The 21,312-nt window shown below is 69.3% G+C and carries 18 protein-coding genes; 4 read left to right on the top strand and 14 right to left on the bottom strand.

From position 1 onward, the window contains the following. Window positions 1-54: 54 nt before the first annotated feature. Window positions 55-1,035 carry a carbohydrate kinase family protein gene (locus ACXJJ3_RS07725; protein WP_458169279.1) on the top strand — a complete coding sequence of 327 codons (981 nt, stop codon included), beginning with the start codon at window positions 55-57 and terminating at the stop codon, window positions 1,033-1,035. A gap of 38 nt (window positions 1,036-1,073) precedes the next feature. Here the strand turns inward: ACXJJ3_RS07725 and ACXJJ3_RS07730 are convergent, their stop codons facing one another. The 10 genes from ACXJJ3_RS07730 to ACXJJ3_RS07775 all read right to left on the bottom strand — a co-directional run bounded on the left by ACXJJ3_RS07730 (window position 1,074) and on the right by ACXJJ3_RS07775 (window position 14,210). Beyond that, window positions 1,074-1,748 (bottom strand): GntR family transcriptional regulator, encoded by a 675-nt coding sequence (locus ACXJJ3_RS07730; RefSeq protein WP_458169280.1) that lies wholly within the window; start codon window positions 1,746-1,748, stop codon window positions 1,074-1,076. Between the two features lie 39 nt (window positions 1,749-1,787). Further along, complete coding sequence (locus tag ACXJJ3_RS07735) at window positions 1,788-3,077, bottom strand: alpha/beta fold hydrolase (protein ID WP_458169281.1); 1,290 nt, start codon at window positions 3,075-3,077, stop codon at window positions 1,788-1,790. Further along, window positions 3,074-3,898: an ABC transporter ATP-binding protein gene (locus ACXJJ3_RS07740; RefSeq protein ID WP_458169282.1), complete on the bottom strand. Its 825-nt coding sequence runs from the start codon at window positions 3,896-3,898 to the stop codon at window positions 3,074-3,076. The genes ACXJJ3_RS07735 and ACXJJ3_RS07740 overlap by 4 nt, the downstream gene beginning before the upstream one ends. Then, window positions 3,895-4,710, bottom strand: a complete 816-nt coding sequence (locus tag ACXJJ3_RS07745; protein WP_458169283.1) for an ABC transporter ATP-binding protein — start codon at window positions 4,708-4,710, stop codon at window positions 3,895-3,897. The genes ACXJJ3_RS07740 and ACXJJ3_RS07745 overlap by 4 nt, the downstream gene beginning before the upstream one ends. Then, on the bottom strand, window positions 4,707-5,690 hold the full coding sequence (locus tag ACXJJ3_RS07750; RefSeq protein WP_458169284.1) for an ABC transporter permease: 984 nt from the start codon (window positions 5,688-5,690) through the stop codon (window positions 4,707-4,709). The genes ACXJJ3_RS07745 and ACXJJ3_RS07750 overlap by 4 nt, the downstream gene beginning before the upstream one ends. Continuing rightward, window positions 5,687-6,631 carry an ABC transporter permease gene (locus ACXJJ3_RS07755; protein ID WP_458169285.1) on the bottom strand — a complete coding sequence of 315 codons (945 nt, stop codon included), beginning with the start codon at window positions 6,629-6,631 and terminating at the stop codon, window positions 5,687-5,689. The genes ACXJJ3_RS07750 and ACXJJ3_RS07755 overlap by 4 nt, the downstream gene beginning before the upstream one ends. Then, complete coding sequence (locus tag ACXJJ3_RS07760; RefSeq protein ID WP_458169286.1) at window positions 6,628-8,325, bottom strand: ABC transporter substrate-binding protein; 1,698 nt, start codon at window positions 8,323-8,325, stop codon at window positions 6,628-6,630. The genes ACXJJ3_RS07755 and ACXJJ3_RS07760 overlap by 4 nt, the downstream gene beginning before the upstream one ends. Then, on the bottom strand, window positions 8,325-10,187 hold the full coding sequence (locus tag ACXJJ3_RS07765; RefSeq protein ID WP_458169287.1) for a glycoside hydrolase family 127 protein: 1,863 nt from the start codon (window positions 10,185-10,187) through the stop codon (window positions 8,325-8,327). Before ACXJJ3_RS07765 ends, ACXJJ3_RS07760 begins: the two co-directional genes overlap by 1 nt. Window positions 10,188-10,269: 82 nt before the next feature. Continuing rightward, the gene (locus ACXJJ3_RS07770) at window positions 10,270-12,786 is read right to left on the bottom strand and encodes a polynucleotide kinase-phosphatase (RefSeq protein ID WP_458169288.1); all 2,517 of its coding nucleotides are present in this window, start codon (window positions 12,784-12,786) and stop codon (window positions 10,270-10,272) included. Further along, the gene (locus ACXJJ3_RS07775) at window positions 12,786-14,210 is read right to left on the bottom strand and encodes a 3' terminal RNA ribose 2'-O-methyltransferase Hen1 (RefSeq protein ID WP_458169289.1); all 1,425 of its coding nucleotides are present in this window, start codon (window positions 14,208-14,210) and stop codon (window positions 12,786-12,788) included. The genes ACXJJ3_RS07770 and ACXJJ3_RS07775 overlap by 1 nt, the downstream gene beginning before the upstream one ends. Before the next feature lie 227 nt (window positions 14,211-14,437). On the opposite strand from ACXJJ3_RS07775, the gene ACXJJ3_RS07780 reads away from it, so the two are divergent. Then, the gene (locus ACXJJ3_RS07780) at window positions 14,438-14,761 is read left to right on the top strand and encodes a hypothetical protein (protein ID WP_458169290.1); all 324 of its coding nucleotides are present in this window, start codon (window positions 14,438-14,440) and stop codon (window positions 14,759-14,761) included. A 161-nt stretch (window positions 14,762-14,922) separates the two neighbouring features. Here ACXJJ3_RS07780 and folE read toward each other — a convergent pair whose 3' ends face one another. Beyond that, window positions 14,923-15,534: a GTP cyclohydrolase I FolE gene (gene folE / locus ACXJJ3_RS07785; RefSeq protein WP_344198065.1), complete on the bottom strand. Its 612-nt coding sequence runs from the start codon at window positions 15,532-15,534 to the stop codon at window positions 14,923-14,925. Window positions 15,535-15,609: 75 nt separating this feature from the next. On the opposite strand from folE, the gene ACXJJ3_RS07790 reads away from it, so the two are divergent. Together ACXJJ3_RS07790 and ybaK are read left to right on the top strand one after the other, a co-directional pair. Beyond that, window positions 15,610-16,278, top strand: coding sequence for a helix-turn-helix transcriptional regulator (locus ACXJJ3_RS07790; RefSeq protein WP_458169291.1), 669 nt, complete (start codon window positions 15,610-15,612; stop codon window positions 16,276-16,278). Then, window positions 16,271-16,759: a Cys-tRNA(Pro) deacylase gene (gene ybaK, locus ACXJJ3_RS07795; RefSeq protein WP_458169292.1), complete on the top strand. Its 489-nt coding sequence runs from the start codon at window positions 16,271-16,273 to the stop codon at window positions 16,757-16,759. Before ACXJJ3_RS07790 ends, ybaK begins: the two co-directional genes overlap by 8 nt. Here the strand turns inward: ybaK and ACXJJ3_RS07800 are convergent. From ACXJJ3_RS07800 to ACXJJ3_RS07810, 3 genes are all read right to left on the bottom strand, one after another. After that, a complete protein-coding gene (locus ACXJJ3_RS07800) occupies window positions 16,746-18,035 on the bottom strand; it encodes a glycoside hydrolase family 32 protein (RefSeq protein ID WP_458169293.1) in 1,290 nt (429 codons plus the stop codon). The two genes, ybaK and ACXJJ3_RS07800, sit on opposite strands and share 14 nt — an antisense overlap. 890 nt (window positions 18,036-18,925) lie before the next feature. Further along, window positions 18,926-19,906, bottom strand: a complete 981-nt coding sequence (locus ACXJJ3_RS07805; protein WP_458169294.1) for a DUF222 domain-containing protein — start codon at window positions 19,904-19,906, stop codon at window positions 18,926-18,928. Next, window positions 19,876-21,156: a DUF222 domain-containing protein gene (locus ACXJJ3_RS07810; RefSeq protein WP_458169295.1), complete on the bottom strand. Its 1,281-nt coding sequence runs from the start codon at window positions 21,154-21,156 to the stop codon at window positions 19,876-19,878. The genes ACXJJ3_RS07805 and ACXJJ3_RS07810 overlap by 31 nt, the downstream gene beginning before the upstream one ends. Window positions 21,157-21,312 lie beyond the last annotated feature (156 nt).

The following is a 21,312-nucleotide window of genomic DNA, read 5'->3' on the forward strand; positions in this document are numbered from 1 at the left end:
CTCTATGGGTTGCCCAAAGCGTCTTCACCCACCCCACCTGAGGGAGCACCTCCTATGCGAATCGCCGTCGCCGGATCGATCGCGACCGACATCCTGATGACGTTCCCGGGCCGGTTCAAGGACCAGTTCCTCGAGGAGCAGATGCACAAGGTGTCGCTGTCCTTCCTGGTCGACGAGCTGGTGGTGCACCGCGGCGGCGTCGGCGCGAACATCTGCTACGGCATGGCGCAGCTCGGGTTCCCGTCGCTGCTGGTCGGCTCGGTCGGCGCCGACTTCGCGGAGTACGGCGCGGCGCTGACGGCGGCCGGCGTGGACGTGTCGCACGTCCGCGTGTGCGAGAACGTACACACCGCGCGGTTCACCTGTACGACGGACCTGGACGCGAACCAGATCGCCTCGTTCTACACCGGCGCGATGGCCGAGGCCCGCGAGCTCGACCTGGGCGCGATCCACCAGGCCACCGGCGGCGTGGACCTGGTACTGGTCGGCGCCGACGACCCGGACGCGATGCTCAAGCACACCCAGCTCGCGAAGCAGCACGGAATCCCGGTCGCGGCCGACCCGTCGCAGCAGCTCGCGCGGATGGGGGGCGACGCGATCCGGACCCTGATCGACGGCGCGGCCTACCTGTTCAGCAACGAGTACGAGTCCGGGCTGATGGCGCAGAAGACCGGCTGGAGCCACGACGAGATCCTCGAGCGGGTCGGCGTCCGGGTCACCACGCACGGCGGCGACGGCGTGGTGATCGAGGACACAACCGGCATCCTCGCGAAGGTCCCCGCCGTCCCGGCGCCGAACCTGGTGGACCCGACCGGTGGCGGCGACGCGTTCCGGGCCGGCTACCTCACCGGCCGGGCCGCGGGCCTGGACCACGAGGCGGCCGCCCATCTCGGCTGCACGCTCGCGACCACGGTCCTGGAGACCGTCGGCACCCAGGAGTACACGCTCGACCACCCGACTTTCCTCGACCGGCTGACCAGCGCGTACGGCGCGGACGCCGCCGCCACCGCGAAGCAGGCGCTCACCGCGCGCTAGCGGGCCGCGCCGCCGCCGACCGGGCCCTCAGCGGCGCACTAGCGGGCCCAGAGTCCGCGGACGTGGCCGATGTGGCGGCGCATCAACTGCTCGGCGCCTTCGCCGTCGCCGGACTCGACGAGATCCAGCAGCTCGTGGTGTTCGGCGGCGGACGGCACCAGCCGGCCGCTCTCGACCAGCGGGGTGAGCCCGAGGAGCCGGGTCTGTGAGCGCAGGTCGGAGACCACCTCGACGAGCTTCGGGTTCCCGGAGTACGCGAGCAGCGTGACGTGGAACACCCGGTCGGCCTCGATGTACGCGATCAGGTCGCCCGCCTCGGCCGCCACCACGATGTCCTCGGCCAGCTCCCGCAGCCGCGGGTAGTCGGCCGCCGGGATCGCCGGCACGATGTCCCGGACGGTCGGCGGTTCGATCAGCTGCCGGAGCGCGGCCAGGTTGTCGAGGTCCTCGTCGGACACCTCGGTGACCCGGAAGCCCTTGTTCCGCAGCGAGATCACCAGGCCCTCGCGGACCAGGTCCAGCATCGCCTCCCGGACCGGCGTCGCGGACACGCCGAACCGCGCGCCGAGCGTCGGCGCCGAGTACACCTCCCCCGGCTTCAGCTCGCCCGAGATCACCGCGGCCCGGAGCGCGTTCGCCACGCTGTCGCGCAGGTTCTCGCGGTGCGCCAGCCGCCGTACGCTCGGCAGCGGGCCGATCGAATCGGCAGTCATCGGTTCACCTCCCTGATCGCCCATTGTGGAACACGACCGTCACCGGTCCCGGATGCCACCCCCGATGGCGGCGACCAGTTCGGTCAGGCGCTCGAACACGCGGTCGGACCCGAGCCCGTCGTGCTCGTACTCGTTGGTCACCCACGCCTGCACGTTCCCGACCCGGCTCGCGGTGTCCAGCTGCAGCCCGGAGTCGACGTACATGTCGTCGAAGTAGACCGCGGCGGCCACCGGTACGTCGTTCGCGGCGAGCTTGTCGTGGTCGTACAGCTCCGGCCAGCTCGGGCGTCGCGCAAGCAGCTCGACCGCGCCCTGGAACGGCCGCAGCCCGCGGATCTCCTCGAACATCCAGGGGTACATCATCTCGCCGGTGAACAGCAGCGGCCGCGCGTCCTCGGCGAACTCCGGGCGCCGCGCCCGCTCCGCCTCGGCCGCCCAGCCGGTCGCGCCGTCGCCGGATCCGTAGATGCTCTCCTGGAGCGCCGCGAACAGCGGATTCCCGAGGTACGACGACTGCGCCTGGACCTGGCCCAGGAACGTGTCGGACAGCTCGTCCCCGTCAAAATCCTCGTCGAACGCCTCGTCGATCAGCCAGTGGATCCGCTCGTACCCGGGCTGCATCCCGAAGTCGATCCCGAGCGACTGCAGCCGGCGGACGGTCAGCAGGTCACCGTCCGGCAGCCGTACGTCGCCCGCCGTGAGCCGGTCCGCGATCCGGCCGACCCGGTCGACGTTGTGCGGGTACCGCCGGTAGAACTCGCGGTTCTTCGCCGCGACCCGCGGGTACGTCCGCCGGTAGACCTCGACGGCCGACGGGTCGATCGACGCGAGCCCGCCGGTGACGTAGCAGGCCGACAGGCCCTCGCTCGCCTTCGAGAGATAGGTGAGCGTGAGGAATCCGCCGTAGCTCTGGCCGAGCGTCGACCAGCGCTTGCCGCCGAACACGGCCTTCCGCAGGTGCTCGGCGTCCGCGACGATCGAGTCCGCCCGGAAGTGCGCGAGGTACGCGGCGCCCTCCTCCGCGGTCATCGCGGCCATCCGCCGGCCGGTGATCGGCGTACTGCGGCCGGTGCCGCGCTGGTCCATCAGCACGACCCGGTGGGTCTTCAGCGCCTGCCCGATCCACCCGGACGCACTGACCGGCCGCGGGCCTTTCCCGCCAGGTCCACCCTGAAGGTAGACGAGGTACGGAAGGTCCTCGTCACGGCGGGCCGGATCCGCCAGCTCGCGCGCGAACAGGCTGATCGACTCCCCCGGCCGTTCCCAGTCGAGGGGAACGTCGACGGTGTGTTCCCGGACGTGCAGTCCGGGAATCGTGTAGCTCGTCATCTGCTGCCTTTCTCCCGGCGCCGCGCGTCCCACTCGGGGTTGATTCGCGGTACGGCCGCCAGCAAGGTTTTCGTATAGGGGTCGCGGGGTTCGCCGAACACCTGCTCGCGCGACCCCAGCTCGACGATTCTGCCTCGGTTCATCACCGCGACGCGCTGGGATATCTGCTGGACCACCGCGAGGTCGTGGGCGATGAAGATGTAGCTGAACCCGCTCTCCCGCTGCAGCCGCATCAGGAGTTGGAGGACCTGCGCCTGGATCGACACGTCCAGCGCCGAGACCGCCTCGTCGCAGATCACCAGCTTCGGGTTGACGGCGAGCGCGCGGGCGATGCCGATCCGTTGCGCCTGGCCGCCGGAGAACTGCGCCGGGTACCGCCGGCAGTGGTCCGGGTTCAGCCCGACCCGCTCCATCAGCTCCTGCGCGAACGCCCGCCGCGAACCGGTCGGCGTGATGCCCTGGTAGGTGAGCGGCGCGGTGATGATCCGCTCCACGGTGTACCGCGGGTTCAGCGACGAGAACGGGTCCTGGAACACCACCTGCACGTTGTTCCGGAAAGCGGCGAGATCCTTGCCCTGGGCACGGGTCACGTCCTGGCCGTCGAAGACGACCGTACCGCTCGTCGGCTCCAGCAACCGGGCCGCGATCCGGGCCGTGGTGGACTTGCCGCTGCCGGACTCGCCGACGATCGCGAGCGTCTCGCCCAACTCGACCTCGAAGCTCACGTCGTCGACCGCGGTGAACGTCGTCTTCCGCGCCCGGACGCCCTCGCCCCGGGTGACGAACTCCTTCGTCACGCCCCGCACTTCCAGCAATGTCATGACGCCACCTCGTCGTCGATGCCGTCGTCGATTCTGGGTACGGCGTCCAGCAGCATCCGCGTGTACTCGTGCCGCGGGTCCGAGAACACCTGTTCCGCGGTGCCGTACTCGACCGGGTCCCCGGACTGCATCACCAGCACCCGCTGGGCAATCGAGCTGATCACCGCGAGGTCGTGGGTGATGAAGATCATCCCGGTACCGGTCGAGGCCTGCAGCTCGGCCAGCAGCTCGAGGATCTGGGCCTGTACGGTCACGTCGAGTGCGGTGGTCGGCTCGTCCGCGATCAGCAGCGACGGCGAACAGCACAACGCCATCGCGATCATCACCCGTTGCCGCTGACCGCCGGAGAACTGGTGCGGATAGTGATCCACCCGGCGGCCGGGGTCCGGGATCCCGACCCGCTCCAGCGCCTCGATCGCGATCCGGCGGACGTCCTTGCGGGACCCGCCGCGGTGCGCGCGGTACATCTCCTCGATCTGCAGACCGACGGTGTAGTAGGGATTCAGCGACGACAACGGGTCCTGGAACACCATCGAGATCGCGTTGCCGCGCACCGACCGGAGGTCGCGGTCCGTCCGCCCGAGCAGCTCGGCGCCGTCCAGCTTCACGCTGCCCGACGTCCGGGCGCCGCGTGGCAGCAGCCCGAGGACCGCGAGCGCGGTCATCGACTTGCCCGACCCGGACTCGCCGACGATCCCCACCGTCTCGTCCCTGGCGACCGTGAACGACAAGTTCTTCACCACGTCGACCGGACCGCGACCGGTCGGCAGCGTGACCGTCAGATTGTCGACAATCAACAGTTCGTCACTCATGCCGACACCACCCGTACTCGCGGATCCAGGGCGGTGTAGAGCAGGTCGACCACGACGTTGCCGATGACAACGAAGAAGGCGGCCAGCAGGGTCACCGCCATGATCACCGGCTGGTCGTTCTTGGCGATCGAGTCGGCGGCCAGCTTGCCGATCCCGTTCAGGCCGAACACGGTCTCGGTGATCAGCGCACCGCCGAGCAGCCCGGCGAAGTCCATCCCGAAGATCGTGGTGATCGGCGTCAGCGCGGGCCGGAGCGCGTGCCGGCGCATGATCAGCGCGCCGCTCAGGCCCTTCGCCCGGGCGGTCCGGTAGTAGTTCTCGGACAGCGTGTCGATGACATTGCTCCGGGTCAGCCGTGCGTACAGACAGGCGTAGCCGACCGCCAGGACCACCCACGGCATCAGGTACGACTGGAACCAGACAATCGGATTGTCAACAAAAGACACCACCGAGGGGAACGGCAGCACCTGCAGCTTCACGACCAGCACGTACTGCAGCACGAGCGCGAGCACGTAGTTCGGCACGCTGACGCCGCCGAGCGCGAGCGCCATCGCCGAACGGTCCCACCAGGTGCCCTGCTTGACCGCGCTGATCAGCCCGCCGATCACGCCGGCGAGCAGCCACAGCACCGCGGCACCGACCGCGACCGTCACGCTGACCGGCAGCCGGGCGGTGATCATGCTCCACACCGACTCGTTGGTCTGGAAGCTGTACCCGAGACAGGGCGCCGAGCAGTGCACCGAACCGTAGTCGCGACCGGCGAAGATCCCGCTCAGGAACTCCCAGAACTGGGTCAGGAGCGGCTGGTTCAGCCCGAGCACGTTGCGAATCGAGTCGATGCGCTCCGGCGTGCAGGTCTTGCCGCAGATCATCACGGCCGGATCCGGCGACAGCTCGAAGAAGATCAGATACGTGAACAGGCAGACGGCGAGCAGGATCAGCACGACGCCGCCGAGCCGTCCGAGGACGTAGCGCGTCATGCCGCCTCCCCCTGGTCGATGCGCGTGCGGATCTTGTCGCCGAGCACCGTCAGCGACAGCACGGTGAGGAACAGGAACGCGCCCGGGATCACGAAGAACATCGGGTCCACGGAGTACCAGCTGACCGAGCTCGCGATCATCTGGCCCCAGGACGCGGTCGGCGGCGACACCCCGACGCCGAGGAACGACAGGCCCGCCTCGGTGCCGATGTACCCGGGGATCGCGAGCGTGGTCATCACCACGATCGAGCCGCGCAGGTTCGGCAGGATCTCCCGGAACACCACCTGGGTGTCCTTCGCCCCGGACGCCCGGGCCGCCTCGACGAACTCGCGGTTCGCCAGCGTCATCGTCTGGCCGCGGATCACCCGGGCCAGGTACGGCCAGCCGAACGCGCTGATCACCACGACCAGCAGCACCGGCCGGTTCCCGGACGGCAGCGACGACAGGATCGCGATCATGAAGATCAGCGCCGGGAACGCCATCAGGAAGTCCATCAGCCGGGAGATCACCTGGTCGACCCAGCCGCGGTAGAACCCGGCCAGCATGCCGAGCACCACCCCGAGGATCCCGGTCAGCAGGGTCGCCGACAACGAGATCGTGATCGACACCCGCGCGCCGTACACGATCCGCGCGAACAGGTCGCGGCCGTTCTGCGGCTCGACGCCGAACCAGTGCGAGCCGCTGATCCCGCCGAGCGCCCCGCGCGGCAGCCCGCCCAGGTCGGAGTTGATCGCCGCGGAGTCGAACTGGTACGGCCCCCAGCCGCTGAGCTTGACGATCAGCGGCGCCGCGATCGCCATCAGTACGACGATCCCGAGGAACACCAGGCAGGCGACCGCGCCCTTGTCCCGCAGGATCGTGGTCAGCAGCCGCCGGCCCGAGGTGGGCGATGCCGTCGGCACCGCCTCCTCGATCTCGGCCAGCGTGGGGCTGGTTGTCACTTGCCCGCGTCCTTCAGGCCGACGGACACCAGGTCGATCCCGCCCGAGAACCCGTCATGAAGGTAGGCGCCGCCAATGTTGCTGCCGACAAGCATCAGGACCTTTTCGTACAGCAGCGGGACGACCGGCGCGAGCGCCATGATCTGCTTGTCCAGCTCGCCGTACGCCTTGTTCGCCGCGGCCACGTCGGTGAGCTTGGAGATCTCGTCGATCTTCGCGTTCACGCCCGGGTCGTTCAGCTGCGACAGGTTCGTGTTGCCCTTCGCGGTGATGTTGCGGCCGTCGAACAGCGGCGGCAGGAAGGTCGCGCCGGACGGCCAGTCCGGGCACCACCCGGTGATCGCCGCGTCGTGCTGCTGGGACGTCGTACCGATCACCTCGTAGTACGTCGCGGTGTCGATCGTGTTGATCTTGACCGTGATCTTCAACGGCTCCAGCGCCTGCTGGATCGCGACCGCCATCGCCTGCATCTTCGGCTGCGCGCGGGTGTCGAGCGTCATCGTGAAGCCGTCCGCGAACCCCGCCTCGGTGAGCAGCTTGCGGGCCGCGTCGGCGTCGCCCTTGTGGTCCGGGCTCGGGTACGGGTCGTAGTCCACCCGGCCGGTGATCGTCGGCGGCTGGATCGTGGTACCGATCTCGGCGAGCGCCGAGCCGCCGTCCGCGTCCCGCACGGTCTGCTTGTTCACCGCGAGGTTGATCGCCTGCCGGACCTTCACGTTGTCCAGCGGCTTCTTCGTGGTGTTCAGGCCCATGTACGTCGTACAGCCGTTGATGCCGGTCATCGTCCGCTGCTTGAGCTGCGGCGTCTGCATCCGGGCGACCGTGGCCGCCTGGACGGTGCCGGCGATCGCGTCCGCGTCGGTGCCCTGGCCGGCGATCATCCGCTCGTCGATCGTCGCCGGGTCCAGCCCGAACGTCCACTGGAACACGTCCGGGTTCGCGGTCCGGACGTCGTCGGTCTTCTTGTCCCACTTGTCGTTGCGGACCAGCTTCAGCGACGCGCCCGGCTTGTAGTCGGCCACCTTGTACGGGCCGGACGCGATCGGCTTGCTGTCCAGCGCGTTGCCGGCACCCTGACCCTTCGGTACCGGCGTGAACGTGTTCTGCGCGACCACGCTGCCGAAGTCCGCGAACGGCTTCTTCAGGTGGAACACGATCGTCTTCGCGTCGGGGGTCACGATCGTTGCCAGGTCACCCGACTTGTACGGGCCCTGGTACGACGCGGGCGCCTCGATCAGGTGCTTCGCATACGGCGAGCCGATCCCGATCTCCGGGTCCCAGGCGCGCTCGACGCCCCACTTCACGTCCGCGCTGGTGATCGGCGCACCGGTCTCGAAGAACAGGCCGTCCTTCAACGTGAACGTCCAGGTCTTGCCGCCGTCGGCCGGCTTGCCGGTGTCGGTGGCGAGATCCGGGACGATCTTCGTACCGTCCGCGCCCGGCGCCGCGCCCTGGGTGGTGAGCGTGCGGTAGACCAACCGGTAGAAGTTGTTCACGCCGCCGTCGAACCCGCGGGCCGGATCCAGGTGCGAGAACGCCGCGTTCGCGAGCACCTGCAACGTACCGCCCTGTGCGGCCTTGGCACCCGGGCCGTCGGCTGCGCCCTTCGTCCCGGACGTACCGCCGCCGCCACACGCGGTGAGGGCCAACGCGGCCGCGGCCACCAGCCCGACCAGCTTCGAGGTTCTCTTCATCAGTCTTCTCTTTCGGTTCGCAGCCACACACGCATGGCCAGGGGCTGACGGTTTCCCCAGAGGAAGTACGGCGACAACGTCACCGGGACGCGCTTCGAGGCGCCTCCTTGGAGCGGCGGAGTCTGGGGTGTTCGGGTGAGGACGGGATAGAGGCCGGACGCCGGCGGCGGAGCGACGCCGGCGGTCAGGTCGAGTACGACGTGGTCGTCGTTCGTCCGCCGGGTTGCTGCCGCGACCGCCGCCGGTGCCAGCAGCAGGTCGTCGACCGGGGCGTCGACGTCTTGTTGCTCGACGCAATAGACAAGCGGGCCGCGGGCAACGGCAAGCGCTCCACGGGCCGCGTCCACGTACGGGTGCACGCCGTGCGCTCTTGGTGCCATCGGCAACGTCAACCGAACGGTGTCTCCGGCAACAAACCGCCGCCGAACAGTTGCCCATCCATCCTCAGCTTCTTGCCCACCAGTGAGCTGCGCGTCGGTTGACCAGGCTGGGATGCGGAGGGCGATGGTGCGTTCTTCTGCCGGTGCGTTCTCGATCGTGAGGGTGATTTCGCCGTCCCACGGGTAGTTGGTGGTGACGGTGACCGTGAGGTCCGCGGTGGTGAGGCGGGCGTTCGCGTAGATGCCGACGTACAGGGTGTCGTCGCGCTGGAGGGCGACGTGGTCCTGGAGTTCGGACATCCAGCGGATGATGTTGGGCGGGCAGCACGGGCAGCCGAACCAGGCGCGGCGGAGGAGTTCGCCGCCGTCCTCGGCCCCGGAGCGCTGCTCGTGGTCGGGGCGGCGTTGCAGCGGGTTGTCGTAGAAGAACGCCGTACCGTCGGCCGAGAGCCCAACAGCGTAGGCGTTGTAGAGCACCGTCTCGTACACGTCGAGGTACGGCGCCTTGCCGGTCGCGCGGAACATCCGCCACGCCCACTGCATCGTCGCGATCGCCGCGCAGGTCTCGGCGTACGCCCGCTCCGACGGCAGCTCGTACCGGTCGCCGATCGCCTCGTCGGAGTGCCGGCTGCCGAGCCCGCCGGTGAAGTACAGCTTGGTCGCGACCATGTCGTCCCACAGCCGCTCGAGCGCCGCGAGCAGCGTCGGGTCGCCGGTCTCCAGGTACACGTCGGCCGCACCCGCGGCGAGGTACGCCATCCGTACGGCGTGCCCGGTCACCGACGGCAGCTCGCGGAACGGGACGTGGTCCTGGAAGTACTCCCCCGGGAAGATCGTGTGCTTGAGCTTCCCCTGCCCGCGCCGGTCGACGAACAACCGCGCCTGGGTGAGGTACGCCGGCTCGCCGGTTTCACGATAAAGCTCGACAAGCGCCATCTCCACCTCGGGATGACCGTCGACGACCTCCTCGCCGTCCGCCCCGTACCGGCGGACGACGAGATCCGCGAACCGCCGGGCGATTGTCAACAATCTGCTGTCCGACAGTTGACGATGCGCGGCGACGGCCGCCTGGATCAGATGGCCGAGGTTGTACAGCTCGTGCCCCCAGCCGAGGTCCGACCACGGCTGCTTCGGCTGGTCCGGGTCCTGGAAGTACGAGTTCAGGTAGCCGTCGTCGGCCTGTGCCTGTTCGAGCAGTCCGACGACCTCGTCGTAGAACTCGCGCGCTCCGGCCGGCGCATCCTCACGGCCGACCTCGTACGCGAGCCCTTCGAGCGTCTTGTACAGGTCCGTGTCGAGGAACGGGTACCGCCCGCGGTACGGCCCGGCCGAAGGATCGCTCAGGCGGCGGAGGTTCTCCAGGTTGCCGGCCTTGCGGAGTTCGGCGATCGCGTGCGGGATCGTCGCGTCCCGGTTCCGCTGCTGCCAGGCATGCAGCAGTCCGCCGGTCAGCTGAACGTCGACCTCTGTACCGTGTGACATTGCACAGACCTTAAGTGCAATGTCACACCTTGCCAACCCCTGACGGAAGACGTTTACACGCCGGAAACCAACCGCCCGCCGGTCACAGCCGCGGGTCGACCGGCTCCGATTCGAGGGCAAGCACGGCGAAGACGCACTCGTGGATCCGCCACAGCGGCTCGCCCTGCGCGGCGCGCGTGAGCGACTCCAGACCGAGCGCGTACTCGCGCAACGCCAGCGACCGCTTGTGCCCGAGGTTCCGGTCCCGGAGGCGGGTGAAGTTCGCCGGGTCGGTGTAGTCGGGGCCGTAGATCAGCCGCAGGTACTCCTGCCCGCGGACCTTCAGCCCGGGCTGCGCCAGCCCCTTCGCCGTCCGTGTCAGGTTCGCCGCCGGCTTCACGACCATCCCCTCTCCCCCGGCGGCGGTCAGCTCCTCCCACCACGCGATGCCGGCGTCCCAGTTGCCGGCATCGACGTACAGCCGTCGCGTCGGCGTGATCAGCTCCGGGCCCGCGGCAACCATCCGGTCCGCGAGGTCGAGGTGCCAACGGTGCGGCCGTTCGTGGTACGTCACCCCTTCGGAGGCGAGTACCTGGAACGGCGCCAGTCGTATGCCGTCCAGCCCGTCCGTCGGCCAGCAGTACCGCCGGTACGCCGCCGTGAACCGCTCCGCGTTCGCCGTACGCCGCTCCGCCGTCGCCAGCAGCTCGCCCACGTCCAGGCCGGCGTCCCGCGCCGATCGCAGCGCGGCGGTTGCGGCAGGCAACGACGTACGGGCGGCCGCGCCGACGGCGGCGTACTGGTTCCGCAGCAGGTCCTCGGCCTTCGCGCTCCACGGCAGCAGCTCGGCGTCGAGCAGCACCCAGCACGTGTCCAGCTCCTCGAAGACACCCGCGGCGGACGCGACCGCGCGCAGCCGGAGCAGCAGCTCGTCGGTCAGCTCCGCGTCGAAGAACGACCGCCCGGTCCGGGTGTGGATCGCCCCGCGCCCGGCCAGCCCGAACCGTTGCCCGGCCACCTCGTCGTCTCGGGTCAGCAGTACGACGGCCCGCGAGCCCATGTGCTTCTCCTCGCACACCAGCTCCGTGACGCCCTGCCCGCGGTACGTCTCGAACGCCTGCCGCGGGTGCTCGAGCAGCCCCGGCTCCGGCGAGGTCGCGACCGGGCTCATCGTCGGCGGCAGGTACAGCAGGAACCGCGGGTCGATCGCGAACCGGCTCATCACCTCGAGCGCCGCACCGGCCTGTTCGGCGCGGACACTCAGCCGGCCGTGCGTCGCGGTCTCGATCACCCGGCGGCCGGTCACGTCGGTCAGCTCGAGGACATCCGGCTCGCGTTCCGGTGCGGTTGCCACATGCAACGGTTTCGCGGGCGCGTAGTACTCTTCGGCGGCCGCGACCGACACCAGCTCCCGCTCCGGGTAGCGCAGCGCGGTGAGCGAACCGCCGAACACGCATCCGGTGTCCAGGCAGATCGTGTTGTTGATCCACTCCGGCTCCGGCGTCGGCGTGTGGCCGTAGACGACCATCGCGCGGCCGCGGTAGTCGTTCGCCCACGGGTACCGCACGGGCAGGCCGAACTCGTCGGTCTCGCCGGTCGTCTCGCCGTACAGGCAGAACGAGCGGACGCGGCCGCTGGTCCTGCCGTGCATCCGCTCGACCAGGCCGGCGTGCGCGACGACCAGCTTGCCGCCGTCGAACACGTAGTGCGAGATCAGCCCGTCGATGAACGCCGCGACCTCGTCCCGGAACTCGGCCGGCTCCGCGGCCAGCTGCTCCAGCGTGGTCTCGAGGCCGTGGCCGATCTTGACGTTCTTGCCGCGCAGCGCCCGGAGCAGCTTGTCCTCGTGGTTGCCGGTCACGCAGTACGCGTTGCCGCTGGCCACCATTCCCATGACGAGCCGCAGTACGCCGGGAGTGTCCGGGCCGCGGTCGACCAGATCGCCGACGAAGATCGCACGCCGATCCCGATGCGCAGCGTCGATCGGGCGGCCCGCAGCGTCCCGGGTCAGCGTGTAGCCGAGGTCGATGAGCAGGCGTTCGAGCTCGGGACGGCAGCCGTGCACGTCGCCGATGATGTCGAACGGGCCGGTGTGGTCGGTGAGGTCGTTGTAGAGCCGGGTCCGTTCGATGCTCACGGCATCGATCTCGTCGACGCCGCCGAGGACGTGGACGGTGCGGAAGCCCTCGCGTTTCAGGCTGCGCAGACCGCGCTTGAGCTGCGAACGCTGCCGGACGACCACCTTGCTGCCGAACTGGCGGTCGGCGCGTTGCTCGTTGCGTTCGACGCAGACGCGCTCGGGCGGGTCGAGGACGATCGCGACCGGGAGTACGTCGTACTCGCGGGCCAGGTTCACGAGTTCCTTGCGCGCGTCCGGCTGCACGTTGGTCGCGTCGATCACGGTCAGCCGGCCGGCCGCCAGGCGCTTGCCGGCGATGAAGTTCAGCACCTCGAAGGCGTCCTTCGTGGCGGCCTGGTCGTTCTCGTCGTCGGACACCAGCCCACGGCAGAAGTCGCTCGAGATCACCTCGGTCGGCAGGAAGTGCCGCCGCGCGAACGTCGACTTCCCGGACCCGCTCGCCCCCACGAGCACTACCAGACACAGCTTCGGGATCTGCATCAGTTCACCACCTCGCGGCGGAAGAGCGCGAGCTGGGTGGGCGGGCCGACCTCGGCGTCGTCGGGGCCGACCGGGCGGAACTCAACCGTGTAGCCGTAGCGGGCGGCGGTTTGGTGGGACCAGGTTTGGAACTCCGCGCGGGTCCACTCGAAGCGGTGGTCCGGGTGCCGGTAGTTGCCGGCCGGGAGGGACGGGAAGCGCACGTTGTACTCACTGTTCGGGGTGGTGACGACGACCGCGGCCGGGCGTGCCGCGCGGAAGACGGAGTGCGCCAGCGCCGGGAGACGATGCAGGTCGACGTGTTCGACGACCTCCATCAGGACAACGGCGTCCAGCCCGGCGAGGCGGTCGTCGGCGTACGTCACCGACGACTGCAGGAACTTCAGCCGGTCCCGCTGCCGGTCCGGCAGGTCGTCGTAGTGCAGCCGGCGTTTCGCGGCCAGCAGGGAGCGCGCCGACACGTCCGTTGCGATCAGCTCGCCGACCATTGGATCCTTGAGCAGTTCGCCGACCAGCGCGCCCTCGCCGCAGCCGACGTCCGCGATCCGCCGCGCGCCGAGCTCCCGCAGTACGCCGGCCACCGTCGTACGACGCTCCACCGCCAGCGACCTCTCCGGGCGGGCGAGGCCGTCCTCCTCGGCCGACTCCTCCGGGAGCGTGAACCCGTCGGCCTCCGCGAGCCGTTCCAGGGCGGCGTCCGCGAGGTACCGCCGGTGCGCGAGGTAGCGGCGCGAGATCAGCTCCTTCTCCGGATGCGCCGCCAGCCAGCCCTCGCCGGCCCGGACCAGCTTGTCGACCTCGTCCGACCCGACCCAGTAGTGCTTGGCGTCGTCGAGCACCGGGAGCATCACATACAGGTGGTTCAGCGCGTCGGCCAGCCGCAGTACGCCGGTCAGCCGCAGGTCGACGTACCGCGAGTCACCCCACGCGAAGATCTCCGGGTCGAGTGGCACCGGGCGCGCGTCGACGGTCCACCCGAGCGGCGCGAACAGCCCTTCCGCCAGCTCGGCGCCACCGCGGCACGGCAGCGCCGGGACGTGCACGTCCAGCGGGATCGCCCGCGCGGCGAGTTCCGGGCGGGCGTCGCAGCGGCCGTTCATCGCCGTACGGAACAGTTTCCCGAGCGCGACCGAGAGCAGGCTGGATGCGGCGTACGGGCGGTCGTTCACGTACTGGCCGAGCGTGAAACCCTCGGTCGCCTTGCCGCGGCCGGCCTTCACCAGACCGATCGGGTCGACCTCCAGCAGTACGGCGGCCGTGCAGCGCTCGGCGGTCGCCTCCGGGTAGAAAACATGCGCCGATCCGCCGGTCACGTCGATCGCCTGCGGACGCGCCGGGTTCTTGTGCAGCAGGAACCCGAAATCGCTCGCGGGAGCCTCAACTCCGGACAGATCGGTACCAAGCGTCAGGAACACCTGACACATTCGATCACGTGTCGCGGATCGAGACACGCGGTTTAGGGTCTGGCGCGTTCGGGGGGTTTGGTTCTAGCTTGAGAACAGAAGATGAGTCGCTACAGACCGTTCTTCCCCGCTGACACTCGGTACACGTCCCCGGTTTGTGGCGAGAGCCCACCCCTGCCACTACCACAGGGCCACCACTACGGGGAAAGGATCATGGCAGCTCTCACACGCCAGACGGGGTGTCGCCGGTGAAACCCCAGACGTTCGAACTCGTCCGTTACGCCGACATCAGCGGGGTCTCCGGGACCGGCGTCGTCGCCGAAGGCTGTGTCTTCACCGACGGCTCCGTCGCTCTGCGCTGGCACGGCGCGAACCCCTCCACGGCCGTCTGGCCGGACCTGGACTCCATCGTCGCCGTCCACGGTCACCACGGTGCGACCGTGGTGCGCTGGCTGGACGTCTCCGAGATGGAACCCGTCCCGGGCACGGACCTGCTCCCCGGCGAGGTCGCCCACATCCTCGCCACCGGACGCCGCACCCACCACGCAACCCCCGCCGCCGCCTCGGCCTAGCCCCGCGAACCCTCCGACTCAGGGGATATCCCCCGAGCTGGAGGGTTGCCCCCTCAGATTCCCGATGGGCAACCCTCCAGCTGAGCGGGCAACCCCCGGGCTCAGGTGGCAACCCTCCAGCTGACGGGGCAGCCCTCCAGCTCAGGGGCAGCCCTTTCAGGTCAGGGGGTGAGGCCGGTCAGGGCGAAGAACTCGGCGCGGGAGCTGGGGTTCTCCCGGAGCGTGCCGTGCAGGGCCGACGTGACGGTGCGCGAGCCGGTCGCCCGGACGCCGCGCAGCGACATGCACTGGTGCTCGGCCTCGATCACCACGCCGACGCCCTTCGGGGCCAGGTGGTCCTGGAGCCAGTCGGCGACCTGCTTGGTCAGGCGTTCCTGCACCTGGAAGTCGCGCGCGAACAGCTCCACCACGCGGGCCAGCTTCGACAGCCCGAGGATCCGGTCGCCGGGCAGGTACCCGACATGCGCCACACCCTGGAACGGCAGCAGGTGATGCTCACACAACGACTGCACCGGGATGTCCTTCGCGAGCACGAGTTCGTCGTACCCCTCGTCGTTCGGGAACGTGGTGAGCTCGAACTCCCGTGGGGTGAGCATTTCGGCGTACGCGTTCGCGACCCGGCGCGGGGTGTCCGCGAGGTGCGCGCTCTGCGGGTCGCGTCCGAGCGCGGTCAGCAGGTCCGCGACGGCACGCTGCGCGGCCGGCAGGTCGATCTGCTCGCGGCGGGCAACGATATGGAGGGGGACGGACTCGAGGTCGGCCGAGATCGCCATCTGCACACTCCCTGAGGTATCAGCGAACAGCCATCATACTGTTTCATCAACCGAAGTTGTCGATAGAATCATTCCGTGGACACCTCGCGCGATGCCGCCGTCCAGGCGGTCGCCGTACTGGAGGAGCCGACCCGGCGCCGGCTCTACGAGTACGTCGTCGCGCACGCCGAGCCGGTCAGCCGCGACGACGCCGCGAGCGCTCTCGGGATCCCACGGACGACGGCCGCGTTCCACCTCGACCGGCTGACCGAGGAGGGGTTGCTCGAGACCTGCTACGAGCGGCGGACCGGGCGCACCGGTCCGGGCGCGGGGCGGCCCGCGAAGCTGTACCACCGCTCCGACCGCGAGATCGAGATCAGCCTCCCGGAACGCCAGTACGCCGTCGCCGGCCAGCTGCTCGCGGCCGCGATCCAGGACGCCGAGACCGGCACCGTCACGCCCCGGGAGGCCGCCAACCGGCGGGCGTACGAGTACGGCGAAGAACTCGCTCGCGGTGCCGGTGACGATGCTTTGATGCGGGTGCTGGAGACGGCTGGGTTCGAACCGCGGGTCGACGAGGACGGGATCGTCTTGGGCAACTGCCCCTTCCGTCGGCTGGTCAAGGAGCATCCGCAGCTGGTGTGCGGGATGAACCTCCAGCTGGTCGCGGGCGTGGTCGCGGGGCTCGACGCGGACCTGCGGGCGGAGCTTGCCCCCACACCGGGGCACTGCTGCGTGCGTCTCGTACAGTCGACCCGTGGCTAAGGCGAAGCAGAGCCAGGGGACGCCGGCGACGGTCGCGCTGACCAAGGCGAAGGTCGAGTTCACGACGCACGCGTACGAGCACGACCCGGCGGCGAAGTCCTACGGGCTGGAGGCCGCGGAGGCGCTCGGGCTCGATCCGGAGCAGGTGTTCAAGACGCTGCTCGTCGAGGTGGACGGGAAGCTCACGGTCGGCGTCGTACCGGTCGGCAAGCAGCTCGATCTGAAGGCGATCGCGGCCGCCGCCGGCGGGAAGAAGGCCGTGATGGCCGACCCGGCCGCCGCCGAACGCAGCACCGGGTACGTCGTCGGCGGTATCAGCCCGATCGGCCAGAAACGCCCGCTGCCAACGGTCGTCGACAGCACCGCCGCCGACCACCCGACCGTCTACGTGTCGGGCGGCCGGCGCGGTCTCGACATCGGCCTGTCCCCCGCCGACCTGATCACGGTGACGAAGGCCCGGACGGCGGCTATCGCCAGATAGACCCGAGCTGGTGGATCGTCAACTGCTCCACGACGGCCCGTCCTTCGGCGATCAGCTCCGGCCCGGTCGGGCGGACGTTGTAGCTCTGGTAGACCACGCCGTCGTTCCCGAACACGTCCAGCTGATCGCGATCCACCAGTAGCCGCAACGTGATCCGGCCGTCGACCATCGGCAGCGCAGCGCCGTCCAGCGTCTGCTCGGCCACGTCGTACGTGACCGCCCTTCCCACCTTCACCGTGAACCGCCGCGCGTGCTGGACATTGATGATCGCGTGGAGTTCGTACGTCTCACCAGCCTTTGGCTGATGCGCTCCGTCCTCCACGACCACGTCCGACCAGGTCTGTGCATCGGTGCGCAGGCTTGCGATTTCGACAATCGGATTGCAGACAATCTGCAATCCGACAGCTGTCTCCGCCAGCCGCAGCTCGACCGGGAACGACGCGTTGCCCGTCCACACCGACCCCTTGTTCTCCCCCTGCCAGGCCATCGACACGATCCGCTCGTCCGGCATGTTCTCGAACGTCAGACCCGCGTAGTACCCACTGCCCGCGAACGTCGTCGTCCGGTTGATCTTCGCCGGCGCGGTCCAGTCCGAGGTGTACGTCGCACCGTCCCAGTCGCCGACGAGGTACTCGCCGCTGCCCGAGTGCAGCACCCACCGATACCCGCCGCCGACCGGCATCCGGATCATGTTCGGGCACTCGAACAACCAGTCCGCCCGGTACCGCGACGCGAACGTCCAGTCGAGCAGGTCGAGCGAGGTGTAGAAGTCGACGCCGTTGCCGCTGTCGCCGTCATCCGACCACACGACCATGCCCCACGTCTCCGACACGGGATCCCGGAACACCTTCGGATCGCGGCTCGTTCCACCGGGCGTGACCACCGGCTTCCCCGCGGCGTACACCGTGAACGTGTAGCCACCGTCCAGGCTGTAGAACACCGTGACCCCGTTCGTCCCGGAGTACACAAGGATCGGGTCGTGGTCGCCGTTCTTCAGGCCGCTCGTATTCGCGAGATCCACCACGCCACCACCGGACCAGAGGTCACCTGGATGCACCTTCGGATCGAGCGCGACCGGGTGTTGCTCCCAATGCACAAGATCACCGCTGGTCGCGTGCCCCCAATGCATCGTGTCCCACACGAGGCTGTCCGGAGCGTGCTGAAAGTAGAGGTGGTAGACGCCGCGGTAATACAGCGGCGCATTCACATCATTCATCCACCCACGCCGACTACTGAAGTGAAACTGGCCGCGATTCTCTTCGTCGTACTCGCTCATGGCTCCACCAGCTCCAAGTGGTCCGCATCGCCCGCACTCAGGGCACAAACACCAAGCAAACCACCTCCCCCACCCCTCCCCACCACCCCACGGCGCGCCGCCCACCCCGATCCCACCGCCACCACAGCCCAGAACCAGCAACCCACCAACCAGTCCCCAAGCCACCCACCGAGCAAGCCCCTAAGCAGCCCACTGAGCAGGCCACTGAGCAGCCCACCAACCAGTCAGCCAAGCCTCCCGCTGCGCACTCCGCCGAACCGCCCGCCCGAGGACTTGCTGAGCTACCCACCGCGAGCCCGAAGAACCGGCGAGCCACCCGCCGGCACCAGCCCACCCCAAGACCGGTGAGCTGCCCGCCGAGCCTCCGCCGCCAGCCGCCCACCCGAAGACGGGCTGAGCTGCCCACCAAACAGTCCACAGTTGCGTCCAGCAGAGTGGTGTACGGCGGGGTGGCCGGCCCGCCGTACACCACTCTGCTGGACGCAACTGAACCCATCCCACTCGAAGGCCTGTGAGCTGCTCGCCGACCCCTCGCCGGGAGCCGCCCGCGAACCACCCGCCCAAAGACTTGCTGAGCTACCCGCCGGAAGCCACGGCCCGAGGACCTGGCGAACCGCCGGCCGGGAGTTGCCTGCCGAGCCCCACCGGCAGCCGGCCGTCCGAGGCCCGGGTGAGCTGCCCGCTGGGCGCTCGCGGGAGCCGCGCGCCGGGAGCCGCACGCGCAGATCGACGTACGGGCGACGCAGTACCTTCGGCGTCGCATTCAACGCCCCCGGCGCACCTCCGCAGTCAGCCCGGCTGCCCGCGGAGGTCATGCTCCACCCACGGCAATCACCCGCGCGGCTCCAGCGCCTGGAAGTCCGGCCTCACGTTCGTACTCCAGCAACTCTTCAACTGGCAGGCGTGTCGATCAACGCAAACTCAGCCGCTTCCCGAAGCGCACCTTCATCAGCCTTCCACCGCGACTTACGACCGAAGGCCACAACAGACTCACCCACCACCGACCGCCCCACAGATGCCAAGGCCGCCCCCGCACCATCCGGCACGCCCTCTCCATCCGCCCGCGACACTCGCGCCCCACTCTCAACACCCGACAACTCTGTCGTCGCCGTTGCATCCGCCAACGATTCGCCCGCCCGCTCGTCCCGGACCGGCTCGCGCCATCCAGACGACGGCTCACTCATCCGCTCGACGCGGGCAGACGACGTCTCCGCCCGCACCCGATCGCCCCAGGCAGATGGCTGCTCGACCTGCGTCTGCTCACCGCAGGCAGATGGCTGCTCGACCTGCGTCTGCTCACCGCAGGCAGATGACGGAACGGCGCGTGTTCGCTCGCCCCAGGCAGGTGGCGGAGCGGTTTGCGTCCCCCCTCGCCAGGTAGGCGACGGCTCGGTCCGAGCTCGCTTGCGCCGGCCTGGTGGTGACTCGGCCAACGCCGGCCGCGCGACCTGAACCTTCCCGTTCGTGATCGCGATCGTCCAGCGCCCAGCATGCAAATCCACGTGATGACGACGACACAACAGAACAAGGTTGTCGACCTTCGTCTCCCCACCGTCGACCCACGACACCAGATGATGGGCATCACACATAACCGGCGGCACGTTGCAGACAACACACCCGTTGTCGCGGGCGTTCAGGGCGCGGCGGATTGCCCGCGTGACAAGGCGTTCGCTGCGGCCGACGTCCAATGGTTCGGAGTTCGTACCAAGCACCAGGGGGATGATCTTCGCGTCGCAGGCGAGCCGCCGTACGGTCGCCGCCGACAGCCCGTCGCCGAACACCAACTGCCCCGTCGCGTCGGCCGCTGCTGCTTGCAGATCCCGGAAGTCGATCGTGACCGTCAGCTGCGCCTTGGCACCAAACCCAGGCACCCGCTCGCTCGCAGCCCCGGACCGGCCGGGGACCTCGGCCCGCCCAGGTACGACGTCCCCGCCGCGTACGCCGCCCTCACGCGCACCGTCCTTGAGTCCGTCGTCCCCGCGCACACCGCCCTCACGCACGCCACACTCGTGCTCGCCGTCGCCGCGCACAGCGTGCCGGCGTATGTCGCCTTCGCGCACGCCGTCCCCACATACACCGCCGTCACACACGTCACGCCCGCGTGCGCTTTCGCCGCGCGCATCGTCCCCGCACGAGCCGTCCCCGCGTACGCCGTCCCCACATGAGCCGTCCCCGCGCACACCGTCCCCGCACGCGCTGTCCCCGCACGCGCTGTCCCCGCGCACGCCGTCCCCGCGTACGCCGTCCTCGCGTACGCCGCCGTGTACGTCGCCGCCGTGTACGTCGTTCGCGCGGGCGTCGGTTTGGCTCGTGTGGGTTTGGCGGGCGGGGTTGGGCGTGTGGGGTGCGGCGTAGCCGGCGTCGGTGGCGGCTGCGGCGATGGTGAGGGTGGTGCTGAGAGCGTCGGCCTGGCGCTTTCGCGGGAGCGGGGGTCGGGGTCGCCGTCGATGGTTTTGTGGGGGCGGGCGCCGGTGTGGATGAGGGTGCGGAACAGTTCGGCGTTCTCGTTGGCCAGGTAGCCGCGGAACTTTACGCCGCGGTCGGCTGGGGTGAGGGTGAGAGATTCGCGGGCGGCGGCCTTCGCCTCCTCCGGTTCGGGACCGTCGGTGTCCAGGAGATCTCGGATCCGGGCGCCTGCCTGGCGGAGCTCGAGCGGGGACAGGTGCGCCGCCAAACCGATCAGTTCTCGTTCGGCGGCGTCGCGATCCTCGATCGGGACGTGGGTCGGGACGCGGTCCAGTGCGGACACGATCGCCTCTGCTTGGGCTGGCCGCAACAACCATCCGCCATCCTCATCCTCGGCGTCGACATCTAGGTCAGTCTCGGATTGAGGGGTGGCGGTGTCGTCGAGTGCGGCGGCCACGGATGGGTACTTTGGGAGGGCCTGGGCGAGGCGGAGGGTACGGCGGGCGGTGGTGGCGTCTTGGCGGTAGCGGAAGCGGAGGAGTTCGGCGGTGTCGCGGGCGCCGAGTTCGGTGGCATAGCCGGTGGATTCGACCGCGGCGATCACGTGCAGGCGGTAGGACTCGAGGCGGGCGATCTCGGCGTCCAGCGTGTCGAGAGTGGACAGCAGTTCGCTGCCACTCATCGACCATGCCGGTCGCTCGCCCAGGAGTTCCATACCGCTAACCCTAGATGCCTCGACCGACAGTTTCGAATCGGAATGCCCTTGTTTTGTGGACAATTCGTGGGCCCACACCAGCCCACACCCTGACTGGCGGTCGCGAGTTCCCTTGCAGGCAAGCCTCACAACACAGCTGCGACCCCGCCCTGCTCC

This window comes from Kribbella sp. WER1 (assembly GCF_054189145.1).

Excerpts from the sequence above, each read along its gene's own strand:
- ACXJJ3_RS07725 (WP_458169279.1), top strand. The coding sequence starts at position 55 with ATGCGAATCGCCGTCGCCGGATCGATCGCGACCGACATCCTGATGACG.
- ACXJJ3_RS07730 (WP_458169280.1), bottom strand. The coding sequence starts at position 1,748 with ATGACTGCCGATTCGATCGGCCCGCTGCCGAGCGTACGGCGGCTGGCG.
- ACXJJ3_RS07735 (WP_458169281.1), bottom strand. The coding sequence starts at position 3,077 with ATGACGAGCTACACGATTCCCGGACTGCACGTCCGGGAACACACCGTC.
- ACXJJ3_RS07740 (WP_458169282.1), bottom strand. The coding sequence starts at position 3,898 with ATGACATTGCTGGAAGTGCGGGGCGTGACGAAGGAGTTCGTCACCCGG.
- ACXJJ3_RS07745 (WP_458169283.1), bottom strand. The coding sequence starts at position 4,710 with ATGAGTGACGAACTGTTGATTGTCGACAATCTGACGGTCACGCTGCCG.
- ACXJJ3_RS07750 (WP_458169284.1), bottom strand. The coding sequence starts at position 5,690 with ATGACGCGCTACGTCCTCGGACGGCTCGGCGGCGTCGTGCTGATCCTG.
- ACXJJ3_RS07760 (WP_458169286.1), bottom strand. The coding sequence starts at position 8,325 with ATGAAGAGAACCTCGAAGCTGGTCGGGCTGGTGGCCGCGGCCGCGTTG.
- ACXJJ3_RS07765 (WP_458169287.1), bottom strand. The coding sequence starts at position 10,187 with ATGTCACACGGTACAGAGGTCGACGTTCAGCTGACCGGCGGACTGCTG.
- ACXJJ3_RS07770 (WP_458169288.1), bottom strand. The coding sequence starts at position 12,786 with ATGCAGATCCCGAAGCTGTGTCTGGTAGTGCTCGTGGGGGCGAGCGGG.
- ACXJJ3_RS07775 (WP_458169289.1), bottom strand. The coding sequence starts at position 14,210 with ATGTGTCAGGTGTTCCTGACGCTTGGTACCGATCTGTCCGGAGTTGAG.
- folE (WP_344198065.1), bottom strand. The coding sequence starts at position 15,534 with ATGGCGATCTCGGCCGACCTCGAGTCCGTCCCCCTCCATATCGTTGCC.
- ACXJJ3_RS07800 (WP_458169293.1), bottom strand. The coding sequence starts at position 18,035 with ATGAGCGAGTACGACGAAGAGAATCGCGGCCAGTTTCACTTCAGTAGT.
- ACXJJ3_RS07810 (WP_458169295.1), bottom strand. The coding sequence starts at position 21,156 with ATGGAACTCCTGGGCGAGCGACCGGCATGGTCGATGAGTGGCAGCGAA.